Consider the following 22,989-nt stretch of genomic DNA (forward strand, 5'->3'; position numbering starts at 1 on the left):
GTCATTATAACACATTAAGAGTTACCATTGATTAACCAAACAATAATTTTTTATAAAAAATTTATTATTTTTATGTTGAATTTGCTCAAACTCAAGTTCTAGCGTGATTGTGTGCAAGTTTAAGAATAGCAGATTTTGCATTTGCGCTTTTATGATAATTTTATAATGCGAAATTGTCATAGTCTGTGGAATGATTGGGAGAATTTCCCTTGAATTTTTCCATTGTTGCGCTTGTGTGAGAGTGAGTATCTTTGCGTTTAACAACTTTATAAAAAGTCTTCCATAGAATCTTACAATCTAGCCAAAAGTTAATATGCTCTACATACCAAACATCTAGGGCAAATTTTTCTTCCCAAGAAATTGCATTACGTCCATTGATTTGCGCCCAGCCTGTAATACCCGGCTTAACTTCGTGGCGACGCACTTGTTCTTTGGAATACAAAGGCAAATATTCTACGAGAAGTGGGCGAGGACCTACAAAGCTCATTTCACCCTTTAGAACATTAAAGAGTTGCGGTAATTCGTCCAAGCTGCTTTTGCGAATCCATTTACCTAATTGCGTAAGCCTTGCTTCATCGGGCAACAATTCGCCTTTTTCATCACGCACATCGTTCATTGTGCGAAACTTGTAAATCTTAAAGATTTTGCCCTCTTTGCCCGGACGCTCTTGCGTAAAAAACACAGGCGAGCCAAGTTTGAAGTAAATCAGCAGGGCAACAAGAAGCAAGAGCGGAGAAAATAGCACCAACAAAATAAAGCTCAAGGAGAAGTCCAAAACAGGCTTGATGAAGTTCGCATAGATTTTGTTAGAAATAGATTTTTTTTGTTTGGAGGACAAAACTAAATCATACAAAGACAAATAACTTTGCACAATGGAATCCGTGCTAAATTCTGCACAAGTTTTTTCTCTACTTACCTTTCCAAATTTTTCTCTTAAATCTTTATTCTTGCTCAATTGTAAAATTTTTTCCGCTAATTGTTCGGAATCACCTATTGGGACTAAGAATCCATTTTTGCCATTTTCAACGACTTCGCGACAACCTACCGCATTGGTTGTTATCATCGGCTTTGCCATACTTCCAGCTTCTAAAAGTGTGCGTGGAATCCCCTCACGATAACTTGGTAAAACAAATAAATCACAAGATCCTATAAGAGAGCGAATATCATTGCGTTGCCCGAGATAAATAACCGCAGCAGAGCTTTTCAAAAACTCCTCACGCATTGAGGAAATATTGCCTAAATCCACTCCACCAACATACAAAAAAATGCAATGCGGATTTTTGGCTTTAAGAATCTCTGCGGCTTTGTAATATTCTCTTACTCCCTTGTGTGCAATGGCACGCGCTACCATTAGCACCAAGATAGAATCCTTAGAGATTAGCAGATTCAACTCTTGGCTTAGCTTTTGTCGCATTGCGTGGCAGGATTCTTGATTTATCGGTGAAAAGACTTCTGTGTCAATGCCAGAGCCTTTGATTAATATGACTTTTTCTCGTTTTAGGATTCCTTTTTGCACATACAATTCTAAATCATCATTGTTTTGGAATAGCACTTTTTGGGCGATTTTAAACGCAATGCGATTGAGAGATTCTATGATGAATCTTAAAGCACGAGATTTTGGACTCTCATCAATATAAAAACTTCCCAAACCCGTAAGGCTATTAATCACGCAATCCAACCCCGCAATTTTTGCGGCAAAAGAGCCATAAATATTGGGCTTTAGCATAAAGGTATGCAAAATATCGGGCTTGATATTTTGCAAGATTTTTGTGATTTCTTGAATCGTTTTTAAGGCACTTAGAGGATTGAGGCTTCCTCTGCTAATAGAATAATGGATTGCTTGAATGCCAAGAGGGGCAAATTTATCAAAGTCTGCTCCTTTGGGGATTAGCGCAATGACTTCGTGTCCTTTGTCTTGGAGTGCTAGCATAATAGGCAAGCGAAACAGATAAAGATTGGAATCCGTGTGTGAGAGAAATAAAATTTTCATTCTTAACCTTAAAAATTGTAAAAATTTATAAGAATTATAACATTAATAAAAATAACGCAAACTTGTTCCTTTGTGTAACAACATTAACAGGTTAAAGAAAGTTAAAAAATACTTTACACTTCATTTTTAAGATTCTGTAATTTATAATGAAATCTCAAACTTTTTAAAAAAGGAGCAAAAATGAAAAAATTAATTTTAGGATTCTTATTAATCTTTGGAATCTCAAGCACACTCTTTGCTGAAGTAGATTTCATCGCTCTTGCAACCAATGGAGAGTTTAACGAACAAAGTGCGGGTGTGAAAGTTTTAAATGAGGAGGAGATGAGTAAGGTTGTAGGTGGGGCGTATTTGAGTGGCTATATTCCTAAACACTATGGCGTTGTAAATAATTTAGGGCAAAATATTTATTACACTGCATATTATCATCTTGTTTTGGAAAGTGGCGATACGCCTTATTTCAATCTTGGTTCTAACTATTATGCGGCTGTTGCTACAACTTATAACTTTAGAACAAATAGCACTTCTGCCGAAATTGTAAAAATAAACCTTAACAATTCAAATGATGTTCAAAGGATAGATAACCAAAACGCAGTTCGTAGCAAGATTAAATCATTTGATAATGTCTATTCTTGGATAAGAGCCGATAAAGTCAATATTAAATATTTCAAATAAATTTGGCACGCCTTTTGCTTACCTTTAATAGATTTTATTTATAAGGATAAGCAATGCAAGTGTATTCTCCATATAGCTTTTACTTTAATTCTGCAAATACAGCAAATACTGCCACTTTAGCCGCACAGGAAAAGAATGAAAAATCCATAAAGCAAGATAATGCAAAGACAAAAGAGAATCTGTATGAATTTATCAAGGAATATTCCAACATTCAAAACCTTGATTCAAGCTTAATTATAGGCAATGACAAACTCCACAAAGGAATGATGGAATATCACGAAATTATTAAAAATCAAGCAAAAAATACTCCGATTCCACAGATTCCATAATGCAAACCTTGCTTAAGGAATCTAAAGAAAATAAGAATAATCAAGGAGAATAAGGATACAATTACAATCTATAAAAATATTTCATCTTAATTCAAGGATTCTCTTGCACATTCTTATCCTTGTGCTTTGTTGCGTTCATTTAGCTTTTGGCTTCTGCGTTCAATCCCTCCAAGAGCTCCACAATCAAAATGTAATCCGACAGCAGTTTGAGGAATCTTGCGGAGCTTCTGCTTTAGCTACTTTACTTAATCTCTTTGAATCTAGACAATACAGCGAACAAGATATACTTGCTTTTTTAAACCAAAAAACAGATATGTTAAGTTTCCAAGAACTGCAAAAGGTAGCCACTATTTTGGGATATGATACAAAGGGATTCCAACTTTCAAGAGAGATTTTACAACGCACCGCTTATCCTTTACTTGTCAGAATAGAAAATGACCCTAGATTTCCTCATTTTGTAGTGATTGTAAATTTTAAAGGAGATTTTCTTAAAGTCTTTGACCCAAATTTTGGAGAATATATTAGTAGTAAGAAAGAATTTTATTCTATTTGGGATAGGAATCACATAGGAGGCTACGCACTTGTAGTTACAAACAAAGAAAATTCTAAACCTATGATAAAAGATTTAAAGTTTCCTAGTGAAGTGTTTTTTGGCAAATGATGAAGTAAAAGCCTTTATGTCTGAATCGTCTTGATTGCGCTTAGATATGTTATAATTTGAGAATTTTTAAGGAGAGTGCAATGGACGAAGATATTATCAAGCCTGAAGAAGAAGACTTTTTAAGCAAACCAGATGCTGATACAGTCTTGCAAAAGGCGTGTTTGAATATTGATTTAAATAATGGCACAATCAAAGAGCAAAAATATGGTAAATCCGCTGTTCTTTTAGAGACAAGTAGCAAAATGGTAGTGGATAAACAAGGATTGATTCATTCAGGAAATTTGTTTTCAAGTGCTGCATATAGTGCGCTCTTGGCAGTTAATAATCCTAATGGAATCGTCATTGGTGCGGAAGTGAAGTTTTTAGCACCTATTGAATTGGGTAATGAGGTGTTATTTCGTGCAGAAACCTTGCAAGAGGATACGAAAAAGCGAGAAGTTAAAGTGGAAGGATTTGTGCTAGATATTAAGATTTTTGATGCGATGTTTTATATTGCGGTGTTTGACAAGCACGTTTTGAGCTTGCATATCACAAAAGAAATGGAAAAGAAAATGGGATAATCCCAAAGAATCTTAATCAAGAATTGTGAAGAAAGAGAGTTTATGCGAGTAGATTTACACAATCATACAAGCCTTTGTAACCACGCGACAGGCACAATGGAAGAATATGTCTTACAAGCCATTAAAGAAAAAATTGATGTTTTTGGGTTTTCTTGCCATAATCCTATGGCATTTGATAGGCAATATCGTATGGATTTTCAAGATTTACCCTTTTATCTTGATGAGATTAACCGATTAAAAGAAAAATACAAGGGGAAAATTGAGATTTTAACGGCATTAGAGATTGATTTTTTGCCTACTTTTATGGATGAGAAATTACTTGGCTTACCCTTAGATTATAGAATCGGAGCAGTGCATTTTCTAGGCAATTGGGGGTTTGATAATCCTGAGTTTATTCGGGAATATTCCAAACGTGATATTAATGATTGCTGGAGTGAATATTTCAAAGCCACAGAAATGTTAGCAAAAAGTGGGAAATTTGATATTTTGGCACATATGGATTTGTTGAAAATCTTTAATTATCGCCCAACAAAAGATTTGCGCCTACAAATAGAATCCGCACTCAAAGCGGTCAAAAAAGCTAATATGTGTATAGAATTAAACGCAGCAGGGTTTCGCAAAGAAGTTCAAGAGCAGTATCCAAGCTTAGAGATTCTGAAAATGGCTTATGCGTTAGAGATTCCAATAAGTTTTGGGAGTGATGCGCACGCAGTGGAACAAATTAACTTCAAGCGGTTAGAGTTAGAACTGCTCGCTAAAGAGGCAGGTTACACCCAATGCGCAGTTTATCGGGAAAGGGAACGAGAGCTGGTAGAGTTTTGATTCTAAAATTAAAATAAACTCAATAAAAATTAAGTAAAATTGCGCTAAATTCTCATCTCTTTTTACTTTTATATACTTTTGAGTTTGGGAGCTTGTGGAGGGTATATGTCGCTGGTGGGCATCGTGGGCTTCAAACCCATTTGAGCGGATAGGTGTCTATTTGCTGGAGAGTTCGATTCTCTCACCCTCTCGCCACTTTTAAAGTATTTTAAGGAATTACTATCAAAACAAATTTTTTAAAAACTCTATTGACACGATTTTTAAAGAACAAAACTTCTTATAAAACACAACTAGTTTCTATGTGTTTAGTCTTTGGGATTCTAACTATTCTAGGTCTTGTGGAATCCTTTGCATTCTTAAAACCACTAACGCAAGCCCAAGCGTGGCTTTTTGGATATTTGGGTTATATTTGGCTTTTTGTAGCCGCATTTTTTATTTATCAGACAAAAAGTCCATTAGATTTTAAAAATACCCGATTTTTAGAAAAAACACTTGGTGTTGTCATTGGTATTTTTGCCTTGCTTGTATTGCAGGGCTTGTTTTTTAAACAAGCAGGTATTTTAGGAATCGCATTTAATAGTGTGCTTGCACCTGTTATTACGCATTTGGGTATCTTTGTTTTGGTTTTGCTAAGTTTTGCTTTTAGTGTGATTTTATACAGCGGAAAGTCATCCAAAGAGTTGATTCAAATGCTTTTGAAAGATTTGAAAGAAGACTTAAGGAAAAGTCAAATTCCAAAAGAAAAAATGATTAAAAATAAAGAAGGTTTAAAAAATCTTTACTTACAAATTAAAGCGTTTTTTACATTGCCAAGCCAAACCAAAAAAGCAGATTCCAAAGATACTTTGCAAAAAGAAGAAACACAAAATGTGCAACTCACAAACAAAGTGCAAGAATCTTCACACACACATTTATCTTTTACCAAGACTCCTAATGCTCCACGTTCTCTCACTTTAGAAGAACTCATTGAGCAAAGTAAAAACAATCCACCTCCTCCGAATTTTGCTTTTAAGCAAAATGATATAGAGGAAGACAAAGAAGAGGAAAGTTCCGAAGAAGAGAAACACGAAGATTTCAATACTAAACCACCTTTTGAATCTGAAATAGATGAATTAAGACAAGACGTAGAATTGCTCGCAAGAGAAGATAATCCGCTAGAGAATCTCTCTACAGAGCAAAACACGCCACAAATTCGTATTGTTAGCCCGCAAGAGGCAAAACAACAAGATTTTGAACCAATAAAATTTCAACTAGAATCTATGGCAAATTTGGAGAATTTTAAACGTTTTGAACAAAACCATTTCTATCCAAAAGAATCCAAAGAAGAGGTGATTAAACTGATTAAAAAGGAAGAATATGAAAATGTGCGTTCTTTATGCTCGCAGAATCTTGAGCCAAGTTTTGCGCACAAAGAGGCGATACAAGATTCCATATCGGTAGAATCTACTAAACCAAAATTCATTAAAGCCTATCCCAAAAACCTCTATGCTGCTACACCCTTTAGTGCATATTATGACAAAAAACCTGTAGGAACACGTGATGGTCTTGTGAAAAATAATCCTATCAATAGAAATTATATTCAAGATTCCTCTTGCGTGAAAGAATCGGAATTAGATAATGTGCCTAGCACAATTTTTTATTATGGTAATATTAAAAGCACGCGCCCGATCCAAGCACAAGAGATTCAACAAATTTCGAGAGAAACTACACAAGAAAGCTTAAAAGAATCTCCCAATACAACTTCTTTACAAACAGAACCTGCCGAAATTAATCATATTATTCGGCAAGTGATTCAAGAATTTATGGATTCTCAAGCCACACAAAAATCGTTAGAATCTAAGGAATCTTGGGAGAAATCTAATCAAGAGATTGCAGAAGAAAATCAAGTATCACAAAATCAGCATTCTAAAGAAGATACGCTTTTTGGAATGCAAGATGTAAAGCAATCTTTAGCAACTCATCTTGCAACGCAAGATGAAACTATCACAAAGATTCTAGATTTGCAGGCTTTAAACTATACTCCTTCAAGTTTTAGCACAAAGAATATTCCTAGTTATGGTTATCGTTTTGAGGGTAAATTAGAGAAAAAAACAAATGCGCTAGAATCACAAAGTCCTATCATACCCTCTCATTTCTCTCCGCCAACTTTGGAAGAAAACCCTAAAAATACCGAATCTCTCGCCTCTGAAGTTATCAATTTATTTGATAATTCTAAGGAACACAGAGCAAAGCAAAATGTAAAAATACAAGGGAAAGAATCTCTTGCTCCTACACAAACAGCTCAAGTGGAATCTTGTGTGCCTTTTGCAAATCAAACTCATTTGGAATCTTTGCGAGAGCAGGAAGCAAGAGATAAGCAGATTTCTAGCCAGATAATAGAATCGCAAAGGGGATCTTCTGATAGACAAGAGAATATTTCACACCCATTAGATAAAGGAGAATCTCGCTCACTCGTAAAATCTATTCCAGAGAATGAAAGTCTTTTGGGAACATTAGATATTGCAGAAGCACCACAAAGTAAGGAATCTCAAGATTTCATTTTGCCCAAATTAGAGTTTTTGCAAGCACCACAAGAGGAACGTGTGGAGATTGATGAGGGAGAAATTGACCGCAAGATTAATGATTTGCTTGGTAAGTTACGAATGTTTAAAATTGAAGGGGATATTGTAAGGACTTACTCGGGTCCTATTGTTACGACTTTTGAATTTCGTCCAAGCCCAAATGTTAAAGTTTCACGCATTTTAACCTTGCAAGATGATTTAGCAATGGCATTGCGTGCCAAAACGATTCGAATTCAAGCGCCTGTGCCAGGTAAAGATGTTGTAGGGATTGAGATTCCAAATCAACAGATTGAAACCATTTATTTGCGTGAAATTTTAGAACATCATTTATTTGCAAATTCTACTTCACCTTTAACACTTGCGTTAGGTAAAGACATTGTAGGGAATCCTTTTATCACGGACCTTAAGAAACTCCCTCATTTGTTAATTGCAGGAACTACTGGGAGTGGAAAGAGTGTGGGAATTAATGCGATGATTCTCTCGTTGCTTTATAAAAATTCTCCTGATAGATTAAAGCTCATTATGATTGACCCTAAAATGCTAGAATTTAGTATTTATAATGAGATTCCACATTTGCTAACTCCGGTGATTACGCAACCCAAAAAAGCAATTATTGCGCTAGAGAATACGGTAAAAGAAATGGAGCGAAGATATGCGCTAATGAGCGAAGCAAGGATTAAGAATATTGAGGGGTATAATCAAAAAGCAGAAATTGAAGGATTCGAACCTTTCCCTTATATCGTGGTAATTATTGATGAATTGGCAGATTTAATGATGAGTGGAGGCAAAGAAGCCGAAGTCTCTATTTCTCGTCTTGCTCAAATGGCACGTGCAAGTGGAATCCACCTCATTGTTGCTACGCAACGCCCAAGTGTAGATGTTGTAACGGGGCTCATTAAAGCTAATTTACCCTCACGCATTAGTTACAAAGTGGGACAAAAAATTGATTCCAAAGTTATTTTAGATAGCTTTGGTGCAGAATCATTGCTTGGACGTGGGGATATGCTTTTCACGCCTCCTGGTGGTGGAATCGTGCGTTTGCACGCTCCGTGGAGTACTGAAGCAGAGATTGAAAAAATTGTAGATTTTATTAAATCCCAACGCCCTCCACAATATGATGAAAACTTTATGCCAAGTGAAGATGAAGTTTTAGGATTGCGTGCAGAGGGGGAAACAGATGAACTTTATGAGGAGGCTAAACGCATTATTTTAAGTGATGGCAAAACTTCTATTAGTTATATTCAGCGAAGACTCGGAATCGGCTATAATAAAGCGGCAAATATTATTGAGCAGATGCAAGCAAGGGGATTCTTAAGTGAGCCTAATTCAAAGGGTATGCGTGAGATTTTGGGTAATTAATTTTGCGGAGTTTGTATTTAAAGTTGTAGTTTAAGACAAGTTTTGATAGAATAAAAAATTACACAATATTACATTAATACATTGGAGCATATGGAGAATGAATTCAAGTCTAAAAGTTAAAAGTATTGATAGTGCAAACGCTATTGCACAAGCCATTATCCCTACAAATACACTCAATCAAAAATTAGACAAAGCGACAAAAGCAGCTAGTAAAAATCTTAAAATTGATGGATTCCGCAAAGGACACGTGCCACCTAGTGCAATCAAGCAACGTTATGGAAAACAATTAGAAGAAGATGCACAAAGAGAATGTGTGCAAGACCTTTTGCAAGATATTTTAAAAGAGTTGAAAGTTGAGGCTCAAAAGCTCATTGGAGACCCACGCATTACAAAGTTTGATAAAAAGAATGAGGGAATTGAGATTGAAATAGAAGTGAGTTTAACTCCAACGATTCCACTTGATAACCTTGAGGATTGTGTCCCAGAAGTCAAAATTCCAGAGGTTACCCAAGAAGATATTACAAAGCGACTTGAAGAGATTGCAAATGCTAGGGCACCGCTTGTGGGCATTGAAGATGGCAGACGAAAGCTAAAAGATGGAGAATATGCGAAAATTAACTTTGAAGGTTTTGTCAATGGTGAAGCTTTTGAGGGTGGCAAAGCAGAAAATTATCTGTTGCAAATTGGTAGTAAATCTTTTATTGAGGGTTTTGAAGAGCAATTAATTGGTATGAAAAAGGGTGAAGAGAAAGAAATCAATGTAACCTTTCCTGAAAATTATCAAGCACAGCATTTGGCAGGCAAACCAGCAGTTTTTAAAGTGAAGTTATTAGAGATTCAAACCAAAGGAAAAATTGAAATTGATGATAATTTTGCAAAAACGCTTTTACCAGATGAGAAAGATGTTAGTGTTGAAACATTGAAAGAAAAAATCAAAACACAACTTCAAAATGAAAAGAAACAAGAGATTTATAACAATCAATTAAAAGGGATTCTTATTGAAAACCTCAATAAGAGTATTTCATTTGATTTGCCGAAGTCTATTGTCCAGCAAGAAATGGATTTACTCTTTAGAAATAGTTTAATATCTTTATCTCAAGAGGAGCAGGAGAAGATTGCCAAAGAACCTGAAACACTTAAAGCCAAACGTGAGGAGCAAAGGGAGAATGCAGAAAAAAGTGTGCGCATTACTTTTATCATTGATGCAATCGCAAAACGTGATAAGATAGATATTCCAGATAATGAAGTCATTAATACAATTTATTATGAAGCAATGGCAATGCGTCAAGACCCAAAAGCAATCTTTGAATATTATAAAAATAATAATTTAATCCCAGCAGTTAAAATGGCAATGCTTGAGGATAGAGTGCTAACTGCTCTACTAGATAAGAGGGTATAATGAGTTATTATGTGCCAACGGTCATAGAAAAATCTGGGCGAGGCGAACGTGCGTATGATATTTATTCTAGACTATTAAAAGATAGGATTATTTTATTAAGTGGGCAAATTGACGATGGGGTAGCTTCCTCTATCGTGGCTCAACTTTTATTTTTGGAGGCTGAAGACCCGGAAAAAGATATTTATTTATATATTAATTCACCGGGTGGAGTTGTAACAAGCGGACTTAGCATTTATGATACGATGAATTATGTGAAACCTGATATTAGCACAATTTGCATTGGTCAAGCTGCAAGTATGGGAGCTTTTCTATTAAGTTGTGGAACAAAGGGTAAACGTTATTCTCTACCTAATGCGCGGATTATGATTCATCAGCCATTAGGAGGAGCGCAAGGACAAGCTACGGAGATTGAAATTCAGGCAAAAGAGATTCTACGATTAAAAGCTAGTCTAAATGAAATTTTGGCAGCCAATACAAATCAACCATTAGAAAAAATTGCCAAAGATACAGATAGAGATTTTTATTTAAGTGCTTATGAAGCACAAGAATATGGATTGATTGATAATGTCCTAAACAAAAGTTTAAAGTGAGAGCAAGGGGGCAAGTGATGAAAAATGATTTTGATTCATTTGATGGAGGATTGCAAAGTTTTGAAACAGATGGGATAGAGGAGTCTTCACCAAATAATTCTTCTTTCTCATCTTTTGGGCTGGATTCTGAATCCACACCCGGCGATTCTGTGGATACAAATGCGTTAGAAGCAAATACATTAGAAGATTATGGCACACAAATTGTTCGCGCATTAAATACTGATGGGATTGCGCCTACGCCTTATAATTATAGAATTTACTTTGAAAAATTACTTGAAAATAAAAACCAAGAATTTAAAGATAATGCAACACAGATGATTAGTTCCGATTTAACACCAACAGAAAGGCAGGCTTTATTAGAGGATAAGGTGTTAAAAGCCAAGAATTATATGGTGAATACTTTGCAACAAGTAGGTGCAACTTATAATAATCTTCAAATTCTACAAAATATTCTTAAAAAACACGAAAGTGAAGTCAGTGCGGTTAATAATACGATTGCCTTACAAAATATCATCACTGTCTTTGAAAAAGAGCTAAACAAATTAGGAGAAACTACTAAAGCGCAACTCCAAAATATTAAAGATTCTTATGATAGAAGTATTCAGGCAATTGAAAGCATTGGCAAAAATATTATTTGCGATGATAAATATGGATTTTATAATCGTAACTTTTTAGATATTAGAATCGCCTCTGAATTAGAATCTATTTATAGAGATAATTATAGTTCTTCTCTTATTTTAATCCAAATTACTAAAAATCTTGCACTTCGTATTAATTCAGATAAAAATACTATGCTTGTTAATCGTGCAATTTCTAAAATCTTGCAAAAAGTTGTTAATAAAAGTGATGTTCTTTCTCATTGCGGTTCAGGAATTTTTGGGGTTTTACTTAGCCATAGCAACAAAGATTCTGCGAAACGATTTGCAAATCGCTTGATTGAAAAAGTTGCAATGGCAAATATTTTTTTAGGAGAAGAAGAAGTCCATCTTAGTGTTTGCACGGGAATTGTTGAAATTAATGCAAATTCTAAAAATAAGGATATTTTTAAGAATGCACTTGAAGCTTTAAAAAAGGCTTCTAATAGTAATGTTTCTTTTGTCGTAGCAGGAGAGGGAAAGGAGAAAAAGTAATTTAATGCTTGAAGTCATTACTTATCCCAATCCAATCTTGCGCCAAATTTCAAAGCCGGTAGAGTCTTTTGATACAGAGCTTCATACGCTTTTAGATGAAATGTATGAGGTGATGTTAGCTAAAAATGGTGTGGGAATTTCTGCTATTCAAGTTGCTAAACCTCTTCGTGCTTTACTTATCTGTATCCCTGATGAAGAGGGTAATCAACATAAAGAAGATTTGTTAGAAGTTATCAATCCAGAGATTGTAGAAAAAGATGGTGAAATTGTTTTTAGCGAAGGTTGTTTGAGTGTGCCAGAATTTTATGAAGACATTAAACGTGCAAATACGATTAGAATTATTTATCAAAATCGCTTTGGAAAAAAACAAGAAATAATCGCCAAAGATTATTTAGCAGTTGCTTTTCAGCACGAAATTGACCATTTAAATGGAATTTTGTTTATTGATAAGCTTTCTATCATTAAACGTAAAAAATTTGAAAAAGGCTTAAAACAAAAGCATAAATTTTGACAAGTAGGCAAATTAAGTAAGTTTGAATTGGTAGCTGTCAATTAGTTTAATGCAGATGGTTAAGAAGATTCCCTCTAAAAGTGCGGCGAGAATAAAAGCATAATATTCGTGCGCATTAATGGCATTAAATTGTAAGCCAAGTTGTGCAGTAGCCACAAGAAAAGTTAAGGGCATAGAATGGCTAAAGGCAAATAAAATGGTTCGCTTAATATCGCCAAAGTATTTTTTGTATGCCACAAATGCCCCAAGCAAGCGCAATATAACCATTATAAAAATGATAGTAAATGTGAGTGAGAGTAATTGTTGATTTTGTAAAATAAGATTCAAATCTAATGTAGAACCAACAAAGATAAAAAATAATGGGATAAAAAACCCAAATCCAAAATCATTGAGTTTTTCTGTCAAGCCTTTTTGATGATGAAAATAAGTTGCTAGAATCATTCCAGCCAAAAAAGCTCCAAGCACGCGTTCTAATCCTAGAATCTGTGTGATTCCAATAAGAATCAAAAACAGCATTACACTAAAGCGAATATCTTGGTTTTTGCTTGTATTTCTAGGAATCAGGAAAAATTTAAGCGTTGGAAACCACCAAAACATAATATCTGCTATTTTGAAGATTCCAACAATTGCACTTAAGAAGAGGAATAAAACCAATAATGTTTTATACAATTCCCAATTTAAACCATGCGAATATGCACCATTTAATATCACAAGCACGACGATGCTAATTAGTTCACCTAGGATTCCGACATTAAGTGCAAGTAATAGCCACGGCGTGTTTTTGGGATATTCTTTAAGTAATGCCATAATCATACCTAGACTCATTACAGGCAAAGCTGCAATATAAAATTTTGATAAATCTGTATTAAGGACATACAAACAAGCTGCACCATACAAGATGGAGAAGTAAAGAAAAGCAGATTTTAAAAAATCAAATCCAAGCCTTGTAAAAGTCTTTAAATCCACTTCTAAACCACATAAAAACATTAAAAATAAAAATCCAATATGTGCGATAAAACTTAGAGATTCGGAATGAGAAAACAGCCCAAAGTGAAAGGCTAAAGCACCAAGTAGAATTTCTGTAACCACAAGGGGTAAGCGTAAAAGTGAGCTAAGAAAAGGTGCAATGACAATCAAAACAGCAATAATGCCAAAGGTGATAATACTTTCCACTTCAACTCCGCAATTTAAAGCTAAAAGTATAGCTTACTTTAGGGTAATTTGCCTTAAATCTGTGGTAAAATGTAACTTAAAAACAATTTTCTTTAGGAATCTTAAAACAAATGATTCAAGATTTTTTAACTCCGCTTTTAGAAGAATTACCAAGCAATAGAGAGCTTAAACGCGAAATTTTACGCAAAGAATGTATTATACAAGCAGGATTTCATCATTTTGATTGGACCGCAAGCGGACTAGCTGCAAGGTGCATAGAATCACGTCTAAAGGAAATTCTACCTTTTTATGCCAATACGCATTCGCAGAGTAATTCCCACGCACAAATCATAAGCTCCTTATACGAACAAGCAAGAGAGCAATTAAAGCAAATCTTTGGGCTAGATTCTAGTTTTGCACTTATCTCTTGTGGTTTTGGTTCAAGTGCGGCAATTAAAAAATTTCAAGAGTTATTGGGTATTTATATCCCACCCAAAACAAAACAAGCTTTAAGTTTGGAATCTCAGTGTGATAAATCCTCTTTTCCGCTTGTGATTATTGGACCTTATGAACACCATAGCAATGAATTGAGCTTTAGGGAAGGTTTATGCGAAGTGGTTCGGATAGGATTAAATACGCAAGGATTGGTAGATTTAGAAGCTTTAAAGGCAGTTTTAAGTGCAAATGTTGGACGTAAAATCATTGGCTCTTTTGCATTAGGCTCTAATGTGAGCGGAATCTTAGCACCCTTTGCAGAGATTTCTCATCTGATTCGCTCCTTCGGTGGAATCGTATGTTTTGATTGTGCGACTACCTCACCTTATTTGGATATTTCTCCAAGCTTTTATGATGTCGCTTTTCTCTCTCCTCATAAGCTTTTAGGTGGTGTAGGTGGGAGTGGAATCCTAATTATCTCACGCGCCTTGATTGATAAAACTTTACCACCAACCTTTTGCGGAGGGGGTGTTGTGGGGTATGTTTCGCGCAAAAGTGCGCAATATTATGCACAAGAGGAAATGCGTGAGGAAGCTGGAACTCCCGGAATTTTAGAGTTTTTACGTAGCTATTTTGGTTATAGGCTACGAGAAGAAATAGGGAGGGAATGGATTAATGCGGTAAAGTCTCCTTATATTCGCACATTGCAAGAATTTTTAGAAAATGAACCTAAGATAATGACTTATGGTAATTTGGCACATAATGCTTTGGGTATTTTTTCTTTTAATCTTTGTGGAATCTCACCTTTTGAGGTTTCGTTTAGACTTTCAAAGGAATATGGGATTTTAACTCGTGCGGGTTGTGCTTGTGCTGGACCTTATGGACACGATTTGCTAGGATTAGAAGATGAAACATTTTTCACTCAAAAACCGGGTTGGGTGCGGTTAAATGTGCATTACACACATACAAAAGAGGAAATCAATCAATTAATCGTGGCATTGCAAGAGATTCTTAAGAATAGAACCTCCTAAACAATTTAAAATTATGGGTTACTTCGTTACGCTTGCAATGATGAGATGTTTAAAACAAATAAGAAATATTAATATTTTAATTCTAGCGCACCTTTTGCTTATCCTTATCTAAAATCCAAAGAAAAGGATAAGCAATGTCTAGCATTACCAATTCTTATTTCTCTCCCTTTTTATTCTAGTTATTATCAGAATCCCACAAATAAGATAACTTCAGATTCAGAAATTTATGTTAATCTTGCAAACAAATCCTCTATAACCCAAACTTCTAATATCAATCAAGATTCTAAAACTACTTTGCCAAGTGATAAAGAAATATTGAGCGAGATAAACAATCAACCACAATTCTATCAACAGGCGTGAAAAATATTAACTATACGACAGATAATTTGTTTGCAATGGAAACTAGCTGGGGGGCGCTCTATATTTAAAGACAACACATTGGGATATGCGTTTTAAAGACACAATAGAAAATAAACTCAAATCTAACAAGGGCGCAATATCACGTAACAAGACGCAGAAAATGCTCAAAAGTTTCCGTTTGAACAAATGGATAATATAATCTCTCTATAAAGGGAATCCAGAGTTAATGCAAGAAACATAGGATATAGTTTCTTTGCCGCTGTAACCGACAAACTCTCTCCTGCATTACAAGAACAAATCACAGACGCAATTGCTCAAGTAATGCCTTTTTATTCTCAACCATATTCAATGGAAATCAATGTATATAAGCTTGGGAATTTAGCGGAGGTTATAATCCCTATCCACACCCTCAATCACACGCAGTTCTCTACGATGGAGGTTATTTTGACATTTCCATTGAATTTTCCATTCCTAATTTTATTCTTACACAAAACACTCTCCTTTCTCTTTCCCCTAACTTTGATTCCTCTCAAACTTTCTTTGAAGTCTTAGAGCAAAGAGATAAGCTAGAAAAAGAGAATCAAGAATTAAAAAACAAAGAAGCTTTCCTTGTCAATCCTCAAAACACCTTTACTCAATCCGATTCTAAAAGTGATTCCATAATGCAAACCTTGCTAGAGGAATCTAAAGAGGGTAAAGGGGTTTAGGATTTATTTGAAAATTGCTAATCCCCCAAAAGCCCTTTGGTAAAAGCGCAGAGTTTTTCAGAAATTTCTCCCTCTTCTCTGCAAGCTTTGTCAATATAGCGCACAAAGGCACTTCCGACAATCGCAATCGGCACGATTCCGCGCAAGGCGTCAATTTGTTCTTTACTTTGGATTCCAAACCCTAGTGCGATAGGCTTTGGACAATGCGCTTTAACCCTTTGGACATATTGCATTAAGGATTCGTCAATCTGCGTGGTGTCTCCCGTGATTCCATTGCGTGCGACGACATAGACAAATGCCCCGCTTCTGTGGCTTAATCTCTCCATTCTCTTTGGCTTGGTTAGGGGCGCAATGAGTGCAATGTTTTCCAATCCCAACTTCTTGGCTTTTTTGAACAATTTTTCGTCATTATCTAGTGATAAATCTGGCACAATCAGCCCATAAACTCCACATTCTTTCGCCTTTTGCAAAAACTTTTTGATTCCATAACAAAACAAAATATTTCCATAAGTCATAATCAGTAGCTTCGTTGTGAGGCTATTTTGGGCGAGTTTGTCTTGCAACTGCGCAATAAACTCAAATCCTAAATCGGTGTTGAATCCCCCTTGAAGCGCGACTTCGCAAGCGTTGGTAATTGCGATTCCATCGGCATTTGGGTCGGAAAATGGAAACTGCACTTCTAAGTATTCTGCCCCACCTAGTGCGATTCCAAGTGCTGCTTCAAGACTTGCATTAAAGCTAGGAAAGCCCGCAACAATATGTCCCATTAATGCAATTTTTTCCATTCTTTACTTCCTTAAAGCAACGCTAGATTGCATTGTATCAATTTCTTGTTGCAAAAATTCCACCCAACGCTCTTTTTGTAGGGCTTTTGCGGCGATGAAAATATCTTTGTCGCCTCTACCGGAAATATTGACAAGGATTTTTTTGTTTTTCACTTCCTTAGCGATTTTTAATGCCCCTGCTAATGCGTGGCTAGATTCCAACGCAGCGAGGATTCCCTCGTGTTTGGCAAAGAATCTTAAAGCCTCTAACGCCTCACTATCCAATGCGCTTAAAAACTCCACACGTCCGATTTCCTTTAAATGCGCGAGTTGAGGACCAATTCCCGCATAATCAAGCCCTGCCGAGATAGAATAGGTTTCTAGTAGATTGCCATATTTATCGCTTAGAAAATAGCTTTTATACCCTTGTGCGATACAAAGATTCGCATTTTCATTGCCCATACGTGCGGCATTCTTGCCTATTTCTTTGCCCAAGCCCCCCGCTTCAATGCCAATTAATCGCACCGAACTTTTTAAATAATGGCTAAAGAATCCCATAGAGTTGCTTCCTCCGCCCACACAAGCAATCATTATATCCGGATTGCCTTTGAAAAATACCTTTGTTTGTGCCTTTAGCTCCTTGCTGATAATACTTTGAAATTCGCGCACGATGTCGGGATAAGGATAAGGACCAAGCGTGCTTCCAAGCACATAAAAGGTATTTTTGCTCTCTTTGCTCCATTCTCTTAAGGCTTCATTGACAGCGTCTTTAAGCGTTTGGCTTCCACTCTCCACGCTGACAACCTTTGCACCTAGCAGTTCCATATTAAACACATTAGGAAATTGTCGCTTAATATCCCGCGCACCCATAAAAACAACACATTCCATACCAAGTTTTGCACAAGCAGCCGCAGTGGCTAATCCGTGTTGTCCAGCTCCTGTTTCGGCAATAATGCGTGTTTTGCCCATTTTTTTGGCAAGCAAAACTTGCCCGATTGCATTGTTAATCTTGTGTGCCCCCGTGTTTGCCAAACCCTCAAACTTTAGATAAATTTCATTATGCAAGAGTTTGCTAACATTTTTGGCATAGATTAAAGGTGTGGGGCGTCCGATGAAATCCCTATATAGTGAGGATAATTCTTGTTTAAAGTCTTTAGATTTTAAAATACTCTTGTAGGCTTTTTCTAGCTCTTTAAGTGCAGGATAGAGAATCTCGGGCATATATTGTCCGCCAAATGCGTGTAATTCACCTTTTGCTTCGCCAAAAAATCCTTTTTTGGATTCTAAAAACATTTTGTGTTTCATTGTGCTTCTTTGTATGAATTTAAAGGTGGTATTTTAACAAAAATTTACGCAAAATCATCACTGCATAGTGGTAGGTTTTCTGTCTTTGTGAGGAATAGGTAAAATGAAAGATGAAGCATACAATCTCGCAATGACGCAATGGTTGCCACAAAAGCCAATCTGTTCTCTGTAATTTTCTTGTAATTGCATTAAAATTTTAATGTATTTTTTAATGTTAATAATATAAAATCCACAAAAATCATTGTTTCAAAGAAGTGGTTATGTTTGAATTTTTAAAAAATCCCAAAAATCAAGGAACAGCCCCGCAATTTAGTATCCAAAAAATCTCAGCTTCCAAACTCACGCCTTTAATGGTGTGTGAGGCTTTGAATGCGCCCGTTTTGCTCGAATCTGCGTTTTTGGATACCGGTAAGGGGCGGTTTTCTATCCTTGTGCTAAAAGAGGCTTTTAGAATCATAAAGGAGCAAGGTAAAGTCTTTTTATGCGAGGATTCTAAGAAGCACGATTTAAGCAAAATTAAACAAATCGGCGGTTTCACTCTACCACAGAAGCCGAAATTTTTGGATTTCTTAGAGGCTTTTGCTACGCTTGTGCCGGAGTTGGATTCGGAGAATATTCCTAGCACTGAGATAGAATCCCTGCATTTGCCACTTGGGGGAGTAGGGTATTTGGGGTATGAATTTTTTAGCGAGATTGAGGAGGTGGAATTTAAGAATCCTCCTCTTTATGATGTGAGTGAGAGTGCCTTTATTTTTGGGCGCGAATTTGTCGTGTTTGACCATTTTTATGAATCACTTTATATCCTTTGTGTGAGCTTTAAGGGAGAATCTAAACCGCAAGATACGCAGAAAAGAGTGCAGGAGTTAGCCTCTACATTAGAGCATTTGAGTATGTCGGATAAGCCTACGCAAGAATATCATTCCGCCATTACTTCTAAGGATAAGAAATCTTATTACACAAAAATGGTGCAAATGATAAAAAAAGAGATTTATAAAGGTAATTTACTCCAATGTGTGCCAAGTCAGAGTTTGGAAATTACAAGCACTTTGCCACCCTTACAAGCTTATATGAATCTACGTATTGCAAACCCAAGCCCCTATATGTATTATTTCAACTTCGGTACTTTTGAGATTATTGGAAGTTCCCCTGAAGTGCTTGTCCGCGTGAAAACGACTGCGCCAAATACCGCACAAGTTACGATTCGCCCAATCGCCGGAACACGCGCTAGAGGCAAGAACGCCTTAGAGGATTCTAAACTAGAGGAGGAATTAAAGGCAAATGTGAAAGAAAACGCCGAACATTTGATGTTGCTAGATTTGGGGCGCAACGATGTAGGCAAAGTGGCAAAGGCGGGAAGTGTGTGCGTAACAAAAGAAAAGGTGATTGAAAAATACGCACGCGTAATGCACCTAGTCTCTGAAGTGCAAGGTGAAATGAATTTAACAACACATAACAAAAAAGACGCCCTCTATGCAGCATTCCCCGCCGGAACGGTGAGCGGTGCGCCAAAGATTGCTGCCATTCAAACCATAGAATCCCAAGAAGCACATAAACGTGCAATTTATGCAGGTGCAATTGGTTATTTTGCTAAAAATGGCGATATGGACTTTGCGATAGCCATTCGCACGGCGGTTTATCAAAAGGGCGTGTATTATCTCCAAGCAGGGGGCGGAATCGTAATGGATTCATCAGAGGACGCAGAATATGAGGAGACAAGGAATAAAATGCGCTCTTTAGTAGAAGCGATTTTAGGAGGTGAGAAGTGATTTTGCTCATTGATAATTACGATTCCTTTACCTATAATATTTACCAAGCCTTTAGCATTCTTGGCTATCCAATTAAAGTCTTGCGTCACGACAAGACGAGCCTAAAGGAAATAGAATCTCTCAATCCAAGCTACATTGTGCTAGGACCTGGACCCAAAACACCACAGGATTCTATCTTGAATATCCAAATCGTGCAGAAGTTTAAAGGAATCTATCCGATTTTGGGGATTTGCTTGGGATATCAAGCGATTTTAGCGGCTTTTGGTGTGGAAATCAAAAATGCGAAAAATATCATTCACGGCAAGGTAGAACCGCTAAAACACAATCAAAAAGGAATCTTTCGGCATATTAGTCCAAACACTCCTATCGTGCGCTACCATTCCTTAGCAGGCAAAAGAGACGAGATTCCAGAATGTTTTATTATTAGCGGGGAGAGCTACGATGGCGAGGTAATGGCGGTAGAACATAAACAATACCATTTGGTTGGATTGCAATTCCACCCGGAATCTATCGGCACAAAAGAGGGCGCGAAAATGCTCCAAAACTTTCTACACTATGCGCGTGACCCGATTCCTATTAAGGATTATCTGAGAAAATGCTTAAAGTTAGAATCACTCAATTTCCAAGAAAGTTATAATCTAATGGACGAACTCACGGAGGGAAATTTGAGTGATGCGCAAATCGGTAGTATCCTAACAAGCTTGGAGATTAAAGGCGTAGATGAGTATGAGCTTGCAGGATTTGCTTCAGTATTAAAACAAAAGGCGGTGCGTTTTGAAGTTAAAGAGGAAGATAGGATTTTGTTTGATATGGTTGGCACAGGAGGAAGCGTTACAAAGACCTTTAATGTTTCTACTACTTGTGCTTTACTCCTTGCCACACTTACTAAAAAGGAAAATTTTGGGATTATTAAACACGGCAATCGTGCAGTTACCTCTCAAAGCGGTTCGGCAGATTTATTAAATGCGCTTGGAATTAATCCAAATATGGAATTGCAAAATGCACAAAAGGCATATAGGGATTTGAATCTTACCTTTCTCTTTGCACAAAAATTCCATTCCGCTATGCGTTTTGCTGCTAGTGCGCGTGGTAGCTTAGGGTTTAAAACTGCATTTAATCTGATTGGTCCTTTAAGTAATCCCGCACCCATTACACACCAACTTATCGGTGTATTTGATAAATCTTATACAGAGATTATGGCAAGATCTTTAGCGATTTTGGGGATTAAACGCGCAATGGTTGTGAGTGGTTTAGACGGATTAGACGAGATTTCACTTTGCGCACCTACGCAAATAACAGAGTTATGCAATGGAGTGCTGAAAACTTATATCTTTAATCCAATAGAAGTTGGGCTTCCCTTTGCAAGTTATTCTATGCTAAAAGGTGGAGAGACGAGGGAGAATCTGCGAATTACAATTGATATTTTTAATGCTTTGCCCTCACCAAAATTGGATTTGGTCGCACTCAACTTGGGTGCAGCACTTTGCGTTTGCGAACAAGCTGATTCTTTAAAAGAGGGATTCTTTAGGGCAAAGGAAATCATAGAGTCCAAAGAAGTTTTCAAAGTGCTTGAAGCCTTCCAAAAAATTAGCAATCTGCGCTTACAAGGCTTATAATGGAATTTTATAATCAAGTGCCAACAATTCTAAAGGAGATTTTAGATAAAAAGCAAAAAGTGCCAATTTACACTTGTAAGCGCACCACGCCCTTAAATCCACCGATTTTGGATTCTGCTTTTGTGGTTGCAGAAATCAAGCGTGCAAGTCCAAGCGCAGGAAATATCGGTGCAATTCCAAACCCTAGCAATCTTGCAAAAGAATATTTGCAAGGGGGAGCAAATGCAATCTCTGTATTGTGTGAAAAAGATTATTTCAAAGGGGATTTAGAGGATTTAAAAGCAGTCAAAGTTGTAAATCCTAAGGCTTGTGTGCTACGCAAAGATTTCATTACACAGATAGGACAAATCGCAGAATCTTACGCATTTGGTGCAGATATGGTGCTACTTATTGCCGCAGTGTTTTTTGGGCAAGAGAATCCGTATGGTGGTTTTTTGCAATTACGCTCACTTTATGAGGAATGTTTAAAGTTTGGTTTGACACCTCTTATAGAAGTGCATAATGCACTAGAAGTGGATTTCATCGCCCCTTTGGGTGCAAAACTTCTCGGCATTAATTCACGCAATTTGCATACTTTTGTGATTGACAAAATTCAAGCTTATCATCTACTGCAAAAGGTTAAAGTTCAAAACCAACAAAGTCAAATTCTCTTTGAATCCTCCTTAAATTGTAATTTTGATGGTTTTATAGTGGGTAATTTGGGATTTAATGGAATCTTGTGCGGGAGTTATCTCGTGTCGCATTCTACTCCAAGAAATGCGTTAAAACAGCTAAAAAGCGCAATAGAATGTGGGCAAAACTCTCCCAATGCTTTTTATCAAAATGTTTTTAGGCTGCTTCATTCTCCTTTGGGATTCTTAAAAATTTGTGGAATCACAAGCGAACAAGACGCGCTAATGTGTGCGGAAGCCCTGCAAGAGTTAGAATCAAGCGTAAAAGAGAAAGCGGACAAAATCGCCGCTTTGGGCTTTATTATAGAGCCAAAATCTTCACGATATGTGGAGATAGAGAGGATTAAAGAAATCGCAAAAGCATTAGAGAGATTTCCAAATATTTTAAAAATTGTTGTGCTAAAAGAGGATAAAAATCAAATGCAAGCTGCAATCAAGCTATACAAAAAGGGTATAGTAGATGCACTGCAACTCCATAGCGTTCAAGGTTCTTGCTTTGGAGGAATGGAGCTAAAAGAAGCGGATTTTGCCTTTTATGAAGCTTGGAATGTAGAAAGGGAGGAGGATTTGGGCGAGTTTGTCAGCCCTTTTGTGTTGT

18 protein-coding genes, 1 tRNA gene and 1 pseudogene are annotated in these 22,989 nt (G+C 36.5%); 15 read left to right on the plus strand and 5 right to left on the minus strand.

Features of this window, described 5'->3' with window-relative positions:
• Positions 1 to 160: 160 nt before the first annotated feature.
• Positions 161 to 802, minus strand: coding sequence for a sugar transferase (locus Q0Y61_RS03340; RefSeq protein ID WP_297811377.1), 642 nt, complete (start codon positions 800 to 802; stop codon positions 161 to 163).
• A gap of 66 nt (positions 803 to 868) precedes the next feature.
• Positions 869 to 1,990 (minus strand): annotated as a pseudogene (locus tag Q0Y61_RS03345) (glycosyltransferase family 4 protein); the annotation flags it as partial.
• Positions 1,991 to 2,170: 180 nt separating this feature from the next.
• Here Q0Y61_RS03345 and Q0Y61_RS03350 point away from each other — a divergent pair.
• The 11 genes from Q0Y61_RS03350 to def all read left to right on the plus strand — a co-directional run bounded on the left by Q0Y61_RS03350 (position 2,171) and on the right by def (position 12,584).
• Entirely contained in the window at positions 2,171 to 2,662 is a 492-nt protein-coding gene (locus Q0Y61_RS03350; protein ID WP_297811324.1) for a hypothetical protein, read from the plus strand.
• 53 nt (positions 2,663 to 2,715) lie between these two features.
• The gene (locus tag Q0Y61_RS03355; protein WP_297811327.1) at positions 2,716 to 2,991 is read left to right on the plus strand and encodes a hypothetical protein; all 276 of its coding nucleotides are present in this window, start codon (positions 2,716 to 2,718) and stop codon (positions 2,989 to 2,991) included.
• Between the two features lie 103 nt (positions 2,992 to 3,094).
• Positions 3,095 to 3,652 carry a cysteine peptidase family C39 domain-containing protein gene (locus Q0Y61_RS03360; RefSeq protein WP_297811330.1) on the plus strand — a complete coding sequence of 186 codons (558 nt, stop codon included), beginning with the start codon at positions 3,095 to 3,097 and terminating at the stop codon, positions 3,650 to 3,652.
• 80 nt (positions 3,653 to 3,732) lie between these two features.
• A complete protein-coding gene (locus Q0Y61_RS03365) occupies positions 3,733 to 4,212 on the plus strand; it encodes a hypothetical protein (protein WP_297811333.1) in 480 nt (159 codons plus the stop codon).
• A 42-nt stretch (positions 4,213 to 4,254) separates the two neighbouring features.
• Entirely contained in the window at positions 4,255 to 5,034 is a 780-nt protein-coding gene (locus tag Q0Y61_RS03370) for a histidinol-phosphatase (RefSeq protein WP_297811336.1), read from the plus strand.
• Between the two features lie 96 nt (positions 5,035 to 5,130).
• Positions 5,131 to 5,229: transfer RNA gene (locus tag Q0Y61_RS03375), tRNA-Sec, on the plus strand.
• Positions 5,230 to 6,452: 1,223 nt separating this feature from the next.
• Positions 6,453 to 8,954 (plus strand): DNA translocase FtsK, encoded by a 2,502-nt coding sequence (locus tag Q0Y61_RS03380; protein WP_297811380.1) that lies wholly within the window; start codon positions 6,453 to 6,455, stop codon positions 8,952 to 8,954.
• A gap of 97 nt (positions 8,955 to 9,051) precedes the next feature.
• Complete coding sequence (tig, locus tag Q0Y61_RS03385) at positions 9,052 to 10,353, plus strand: trigger factor (protein WP_297811338.1); 1,302 nt, start codon at positions 9,052 to 9,054, stop codon at positions 10,351 to 10,353.
• Positions 10,353 to 10,943: an ATP-dependent Clp endopeptidase proteolytic subunit ClpP gene (gene clpP / locus Q0Y61_RS03390; protein ID WP_297811341.1), complete on the plus strand. Its 591-nt coding sequence runs from the start codon at positions 10,353 to 10,355 to the stop codon at positions 10,941 to 10,943. Before tig ends, clpP begins: the two co-directional genes overlap by 1 nt.
• Before the next feature lie 17 nt (positions 10,944 to 10,960).
• Positions 10,961 to 12,073 (plus strand): diguanylate cyclase, encoded by a 1,113-nt coding sequence (locus Q0Y61_RS03395; protein ID WP_297811384.1) that lies wholly within the window; start codon positions 10,961 to 10,963, stop codon positions 12,071 to 12,073.
• Positions 12,074 to 12,077: 4 nt separating this feature from the next.
• On the plus strand, positions 12,078 to 12,584 hold the full coding sequence (def, locus tag Q0Y61_RS03400) for a peptide deformylase (protein ID WP_297811344.1): 507 nt from the start codon (positions 12,078 to 12,080) through the stop codon (positions 12,582 to 12,584).
• A 12-nt stretch (positions 12,585 to 12,596) separates the two neighbouring features.
• On the opposite strand, the gene Q0Y61_RS03405 is transcribed toward def, so the two are convergent.
• Positions 12,597 to 13,757 (minus strand): cation:proton antiporter, encoded by a 1,161-nt coding sequence (locus Q0Y61_RS03405; RefSeq protein ID WP_297811347.1) that lies wholly within the window; start codon positions 13,755 to 13,757, stop codon positions 12,597 to 12,599.
• A gap of 110 nt (positions 13,758 to 13,867) precedes the next feature.
• Here Q0Y61_RS03405 and Q0Y61_RS03410 point away from each other — a divergent pair, with 110 nt between their 5' ends.
• The gene (locus tag Q0Y61_RS03410; protein WP_297811350.1) at positions 13,868 to 15,202 is read left to right on the plus strand and encodes an aminotransferase class V-fold PLP-dependent enzyme; all 1,335 of its coding nucleotides are present in this window, start codon (positions 13,868 to 13,870) and stop codon (positions 15,200 to 15,202) included.
• Positions 15,203 to 16,286: 1,084 nt separating this feature from the next.
• On the opposite strand, the gene trpA is transcribed toward Q0Y61_RS03410, so the two are convergent.
• Positions 16,287 to 17,054 (minus strand): tryptophan synthase subunit alpha, encoded by a 768-nt coding sequence (gene trpA, locus Q0Y61_RS03415; protein WP_297811353.1) that lies wholly within the window; start codon positions 17,052 to 17,054, stop codon positions 16,287 to 16,289.
• 3 nt (positions 17,055 to 17,057) lie between these two features.
• Positions 17,058 to 18,338, minus strand: coding sequence for a tryptophan synthase subunit beta (gene trpB / locus Q0Y61_RS03420; protein ID WP_297811355.1), 1,281 nt, complete (start codon positions 18,336 to 18,338; stop codon positions 17,058 to 17,060).
• Between the two features lie 260 nt (positions 18,339 to 18,598).
• On the opposite strand from trpB, the gene Q0Y61_RS03425 reads away from it, so the two are divergent.
• The 3 genes from Q0Y61_RS03425 to Q0Y61_RS03435 form a co-directional block, all read left to right on the plus strand.
• Positions 18,599 to 20,104 carry a chorismate-binding protein gene (locus tag Q0Y61_RS03425; protein WP_297811357.1) on the plus strand — a complete coding sequence of 502 codons (1,506 nt, stop codon included), beginning with the start codon at positions 18,599 to 18,601 and terminating at the stop codon, positions 20,102 to 20,104.
• Entirely contained in the window at positions 20,101 to 21,720 is a 1,620-nt protein-coding gene (locus Q0Y61_RS03430) for a bifunctional anthranilate synthase component II/anthranilate phosphoribosyltransferase (RefSeq protein ID WP_297811360.1), read from the plus strand. Before Q0Y61_RS03425 ends, Q0Y61_RS03430 begins: the two co-directional genes overlap by 4 nt.
• On the plus strand, positions 21,720 to 22,989 hold a 1,270-nt coding region (locus Q0Y61_RS03435; RefSeq protein WP_297811363.1), incomplete at its 3' end, for a bifunctional indole-3-glycerol phosphate synthase/phosphoribosylanthranilate isomerase. The genes Q0Y61_RS03430 and Q0Y61_RS03435, both read left to right, overlap by 1 nt.

The sequence above is a fragment of the uncultured Helicobacter sp. genome (assembly GCF_947367035.1).
Taxonomy (GTDB): Bacteria; Campylobacterota; Campylobacteria; order Campylobacterales; family Helicobacteraceae; genus Helicobacter_D.

What these genes read in the sequence shown, in the direction of transcription:
- Q0Y61_RS03350 (WP_297811324.1), top strand. Translation starts at nt 2,171, where the DNA reads ATGAAAAAATTAATTTTAGGATTCTTATTAATCTTTGGAATCTCAAGC.
- Q0Y61_RS03355 (WP_297811327.1), top strand. Translation starts at nt 2,716, where the DNA reads ATGCAAGTGTATTCTCCATATAGCTTTTACTTTAATTCTGCAAATACA.
- Q0Y61_RS03365 (WP_297811333.1), top strand. Translation starts at nt 3,733, where the DNA reads ATGGACGAAGATATTATCAAGCCTGAAGAAGAAGACTTTTTAAGCAAA.
- Q0Y61_RS03370 (WP_297811336.1), top strand. Translation starts at nt 4,255, where the DNA reads ATGCGAGTAGATTTACACAATCATACAAGCCTTTGTAACCACGCGACA.
- tig (WP_297811338.1), top strand. Translation starts at nt 9,052, where the DNA reads ATGAATTCAAGTCTAAAAGTTAAAAGTATTGATAGTGCAAACGCTATT.
- clpP (WP_297811341.1), top strand. Translation starts at nt 10,353, where the DNA reads ATGAGTTATTATGTGCCAACGGTCATAGAAAAATCTGGGCGAGGCGAA.
- Q0Y61_RS03395 (WP_297811384.1), top strand. Translation starts at nt 10,961, where the DNA reads ATGAAAAATGATTTTGATTCATTTGATGGAGGATTGCAAAGTTTTGAA.
- def (WP_297811344.1), top strand. Translation starts at nt 12,078, where the DNA reads ATGCTTGAAGTCATTACTTATCCCAATCCAATCTTGCGCCAAATTTCA.
- Q0Y61_RS03410 (WP_297811350.1), top strand. Translation starts at nt 13,868, where the DNA reads ATGATTCAAGATTTTTTAACTCCGCTTTTAGAAGAATTACCAAGCAAT.
- trpA (WP_297811353.1), bottom strand. Translation starts at nt 17,054, where the DNA reads ATGGAAAAAATTGCATTAATGGGACATATTGTTGCGGGCTTTCCTAGC.
- trpB (WP_297811355.1), bottom strand. Translation starts at nt 18,338, where the DNA reads ATGAAACACAAAATGTTTTTAGAATCCAAAAAAGGATTTTTTGGCGAA.
- Q0Y61_RS03425 (WP_297811357.1), top strand. Translation starts at nt 18,599, where the DNA reads ATGTTTGAATTTTTAAAAAATCCCAAAAATCAAGGAACAGCCCCGCAA.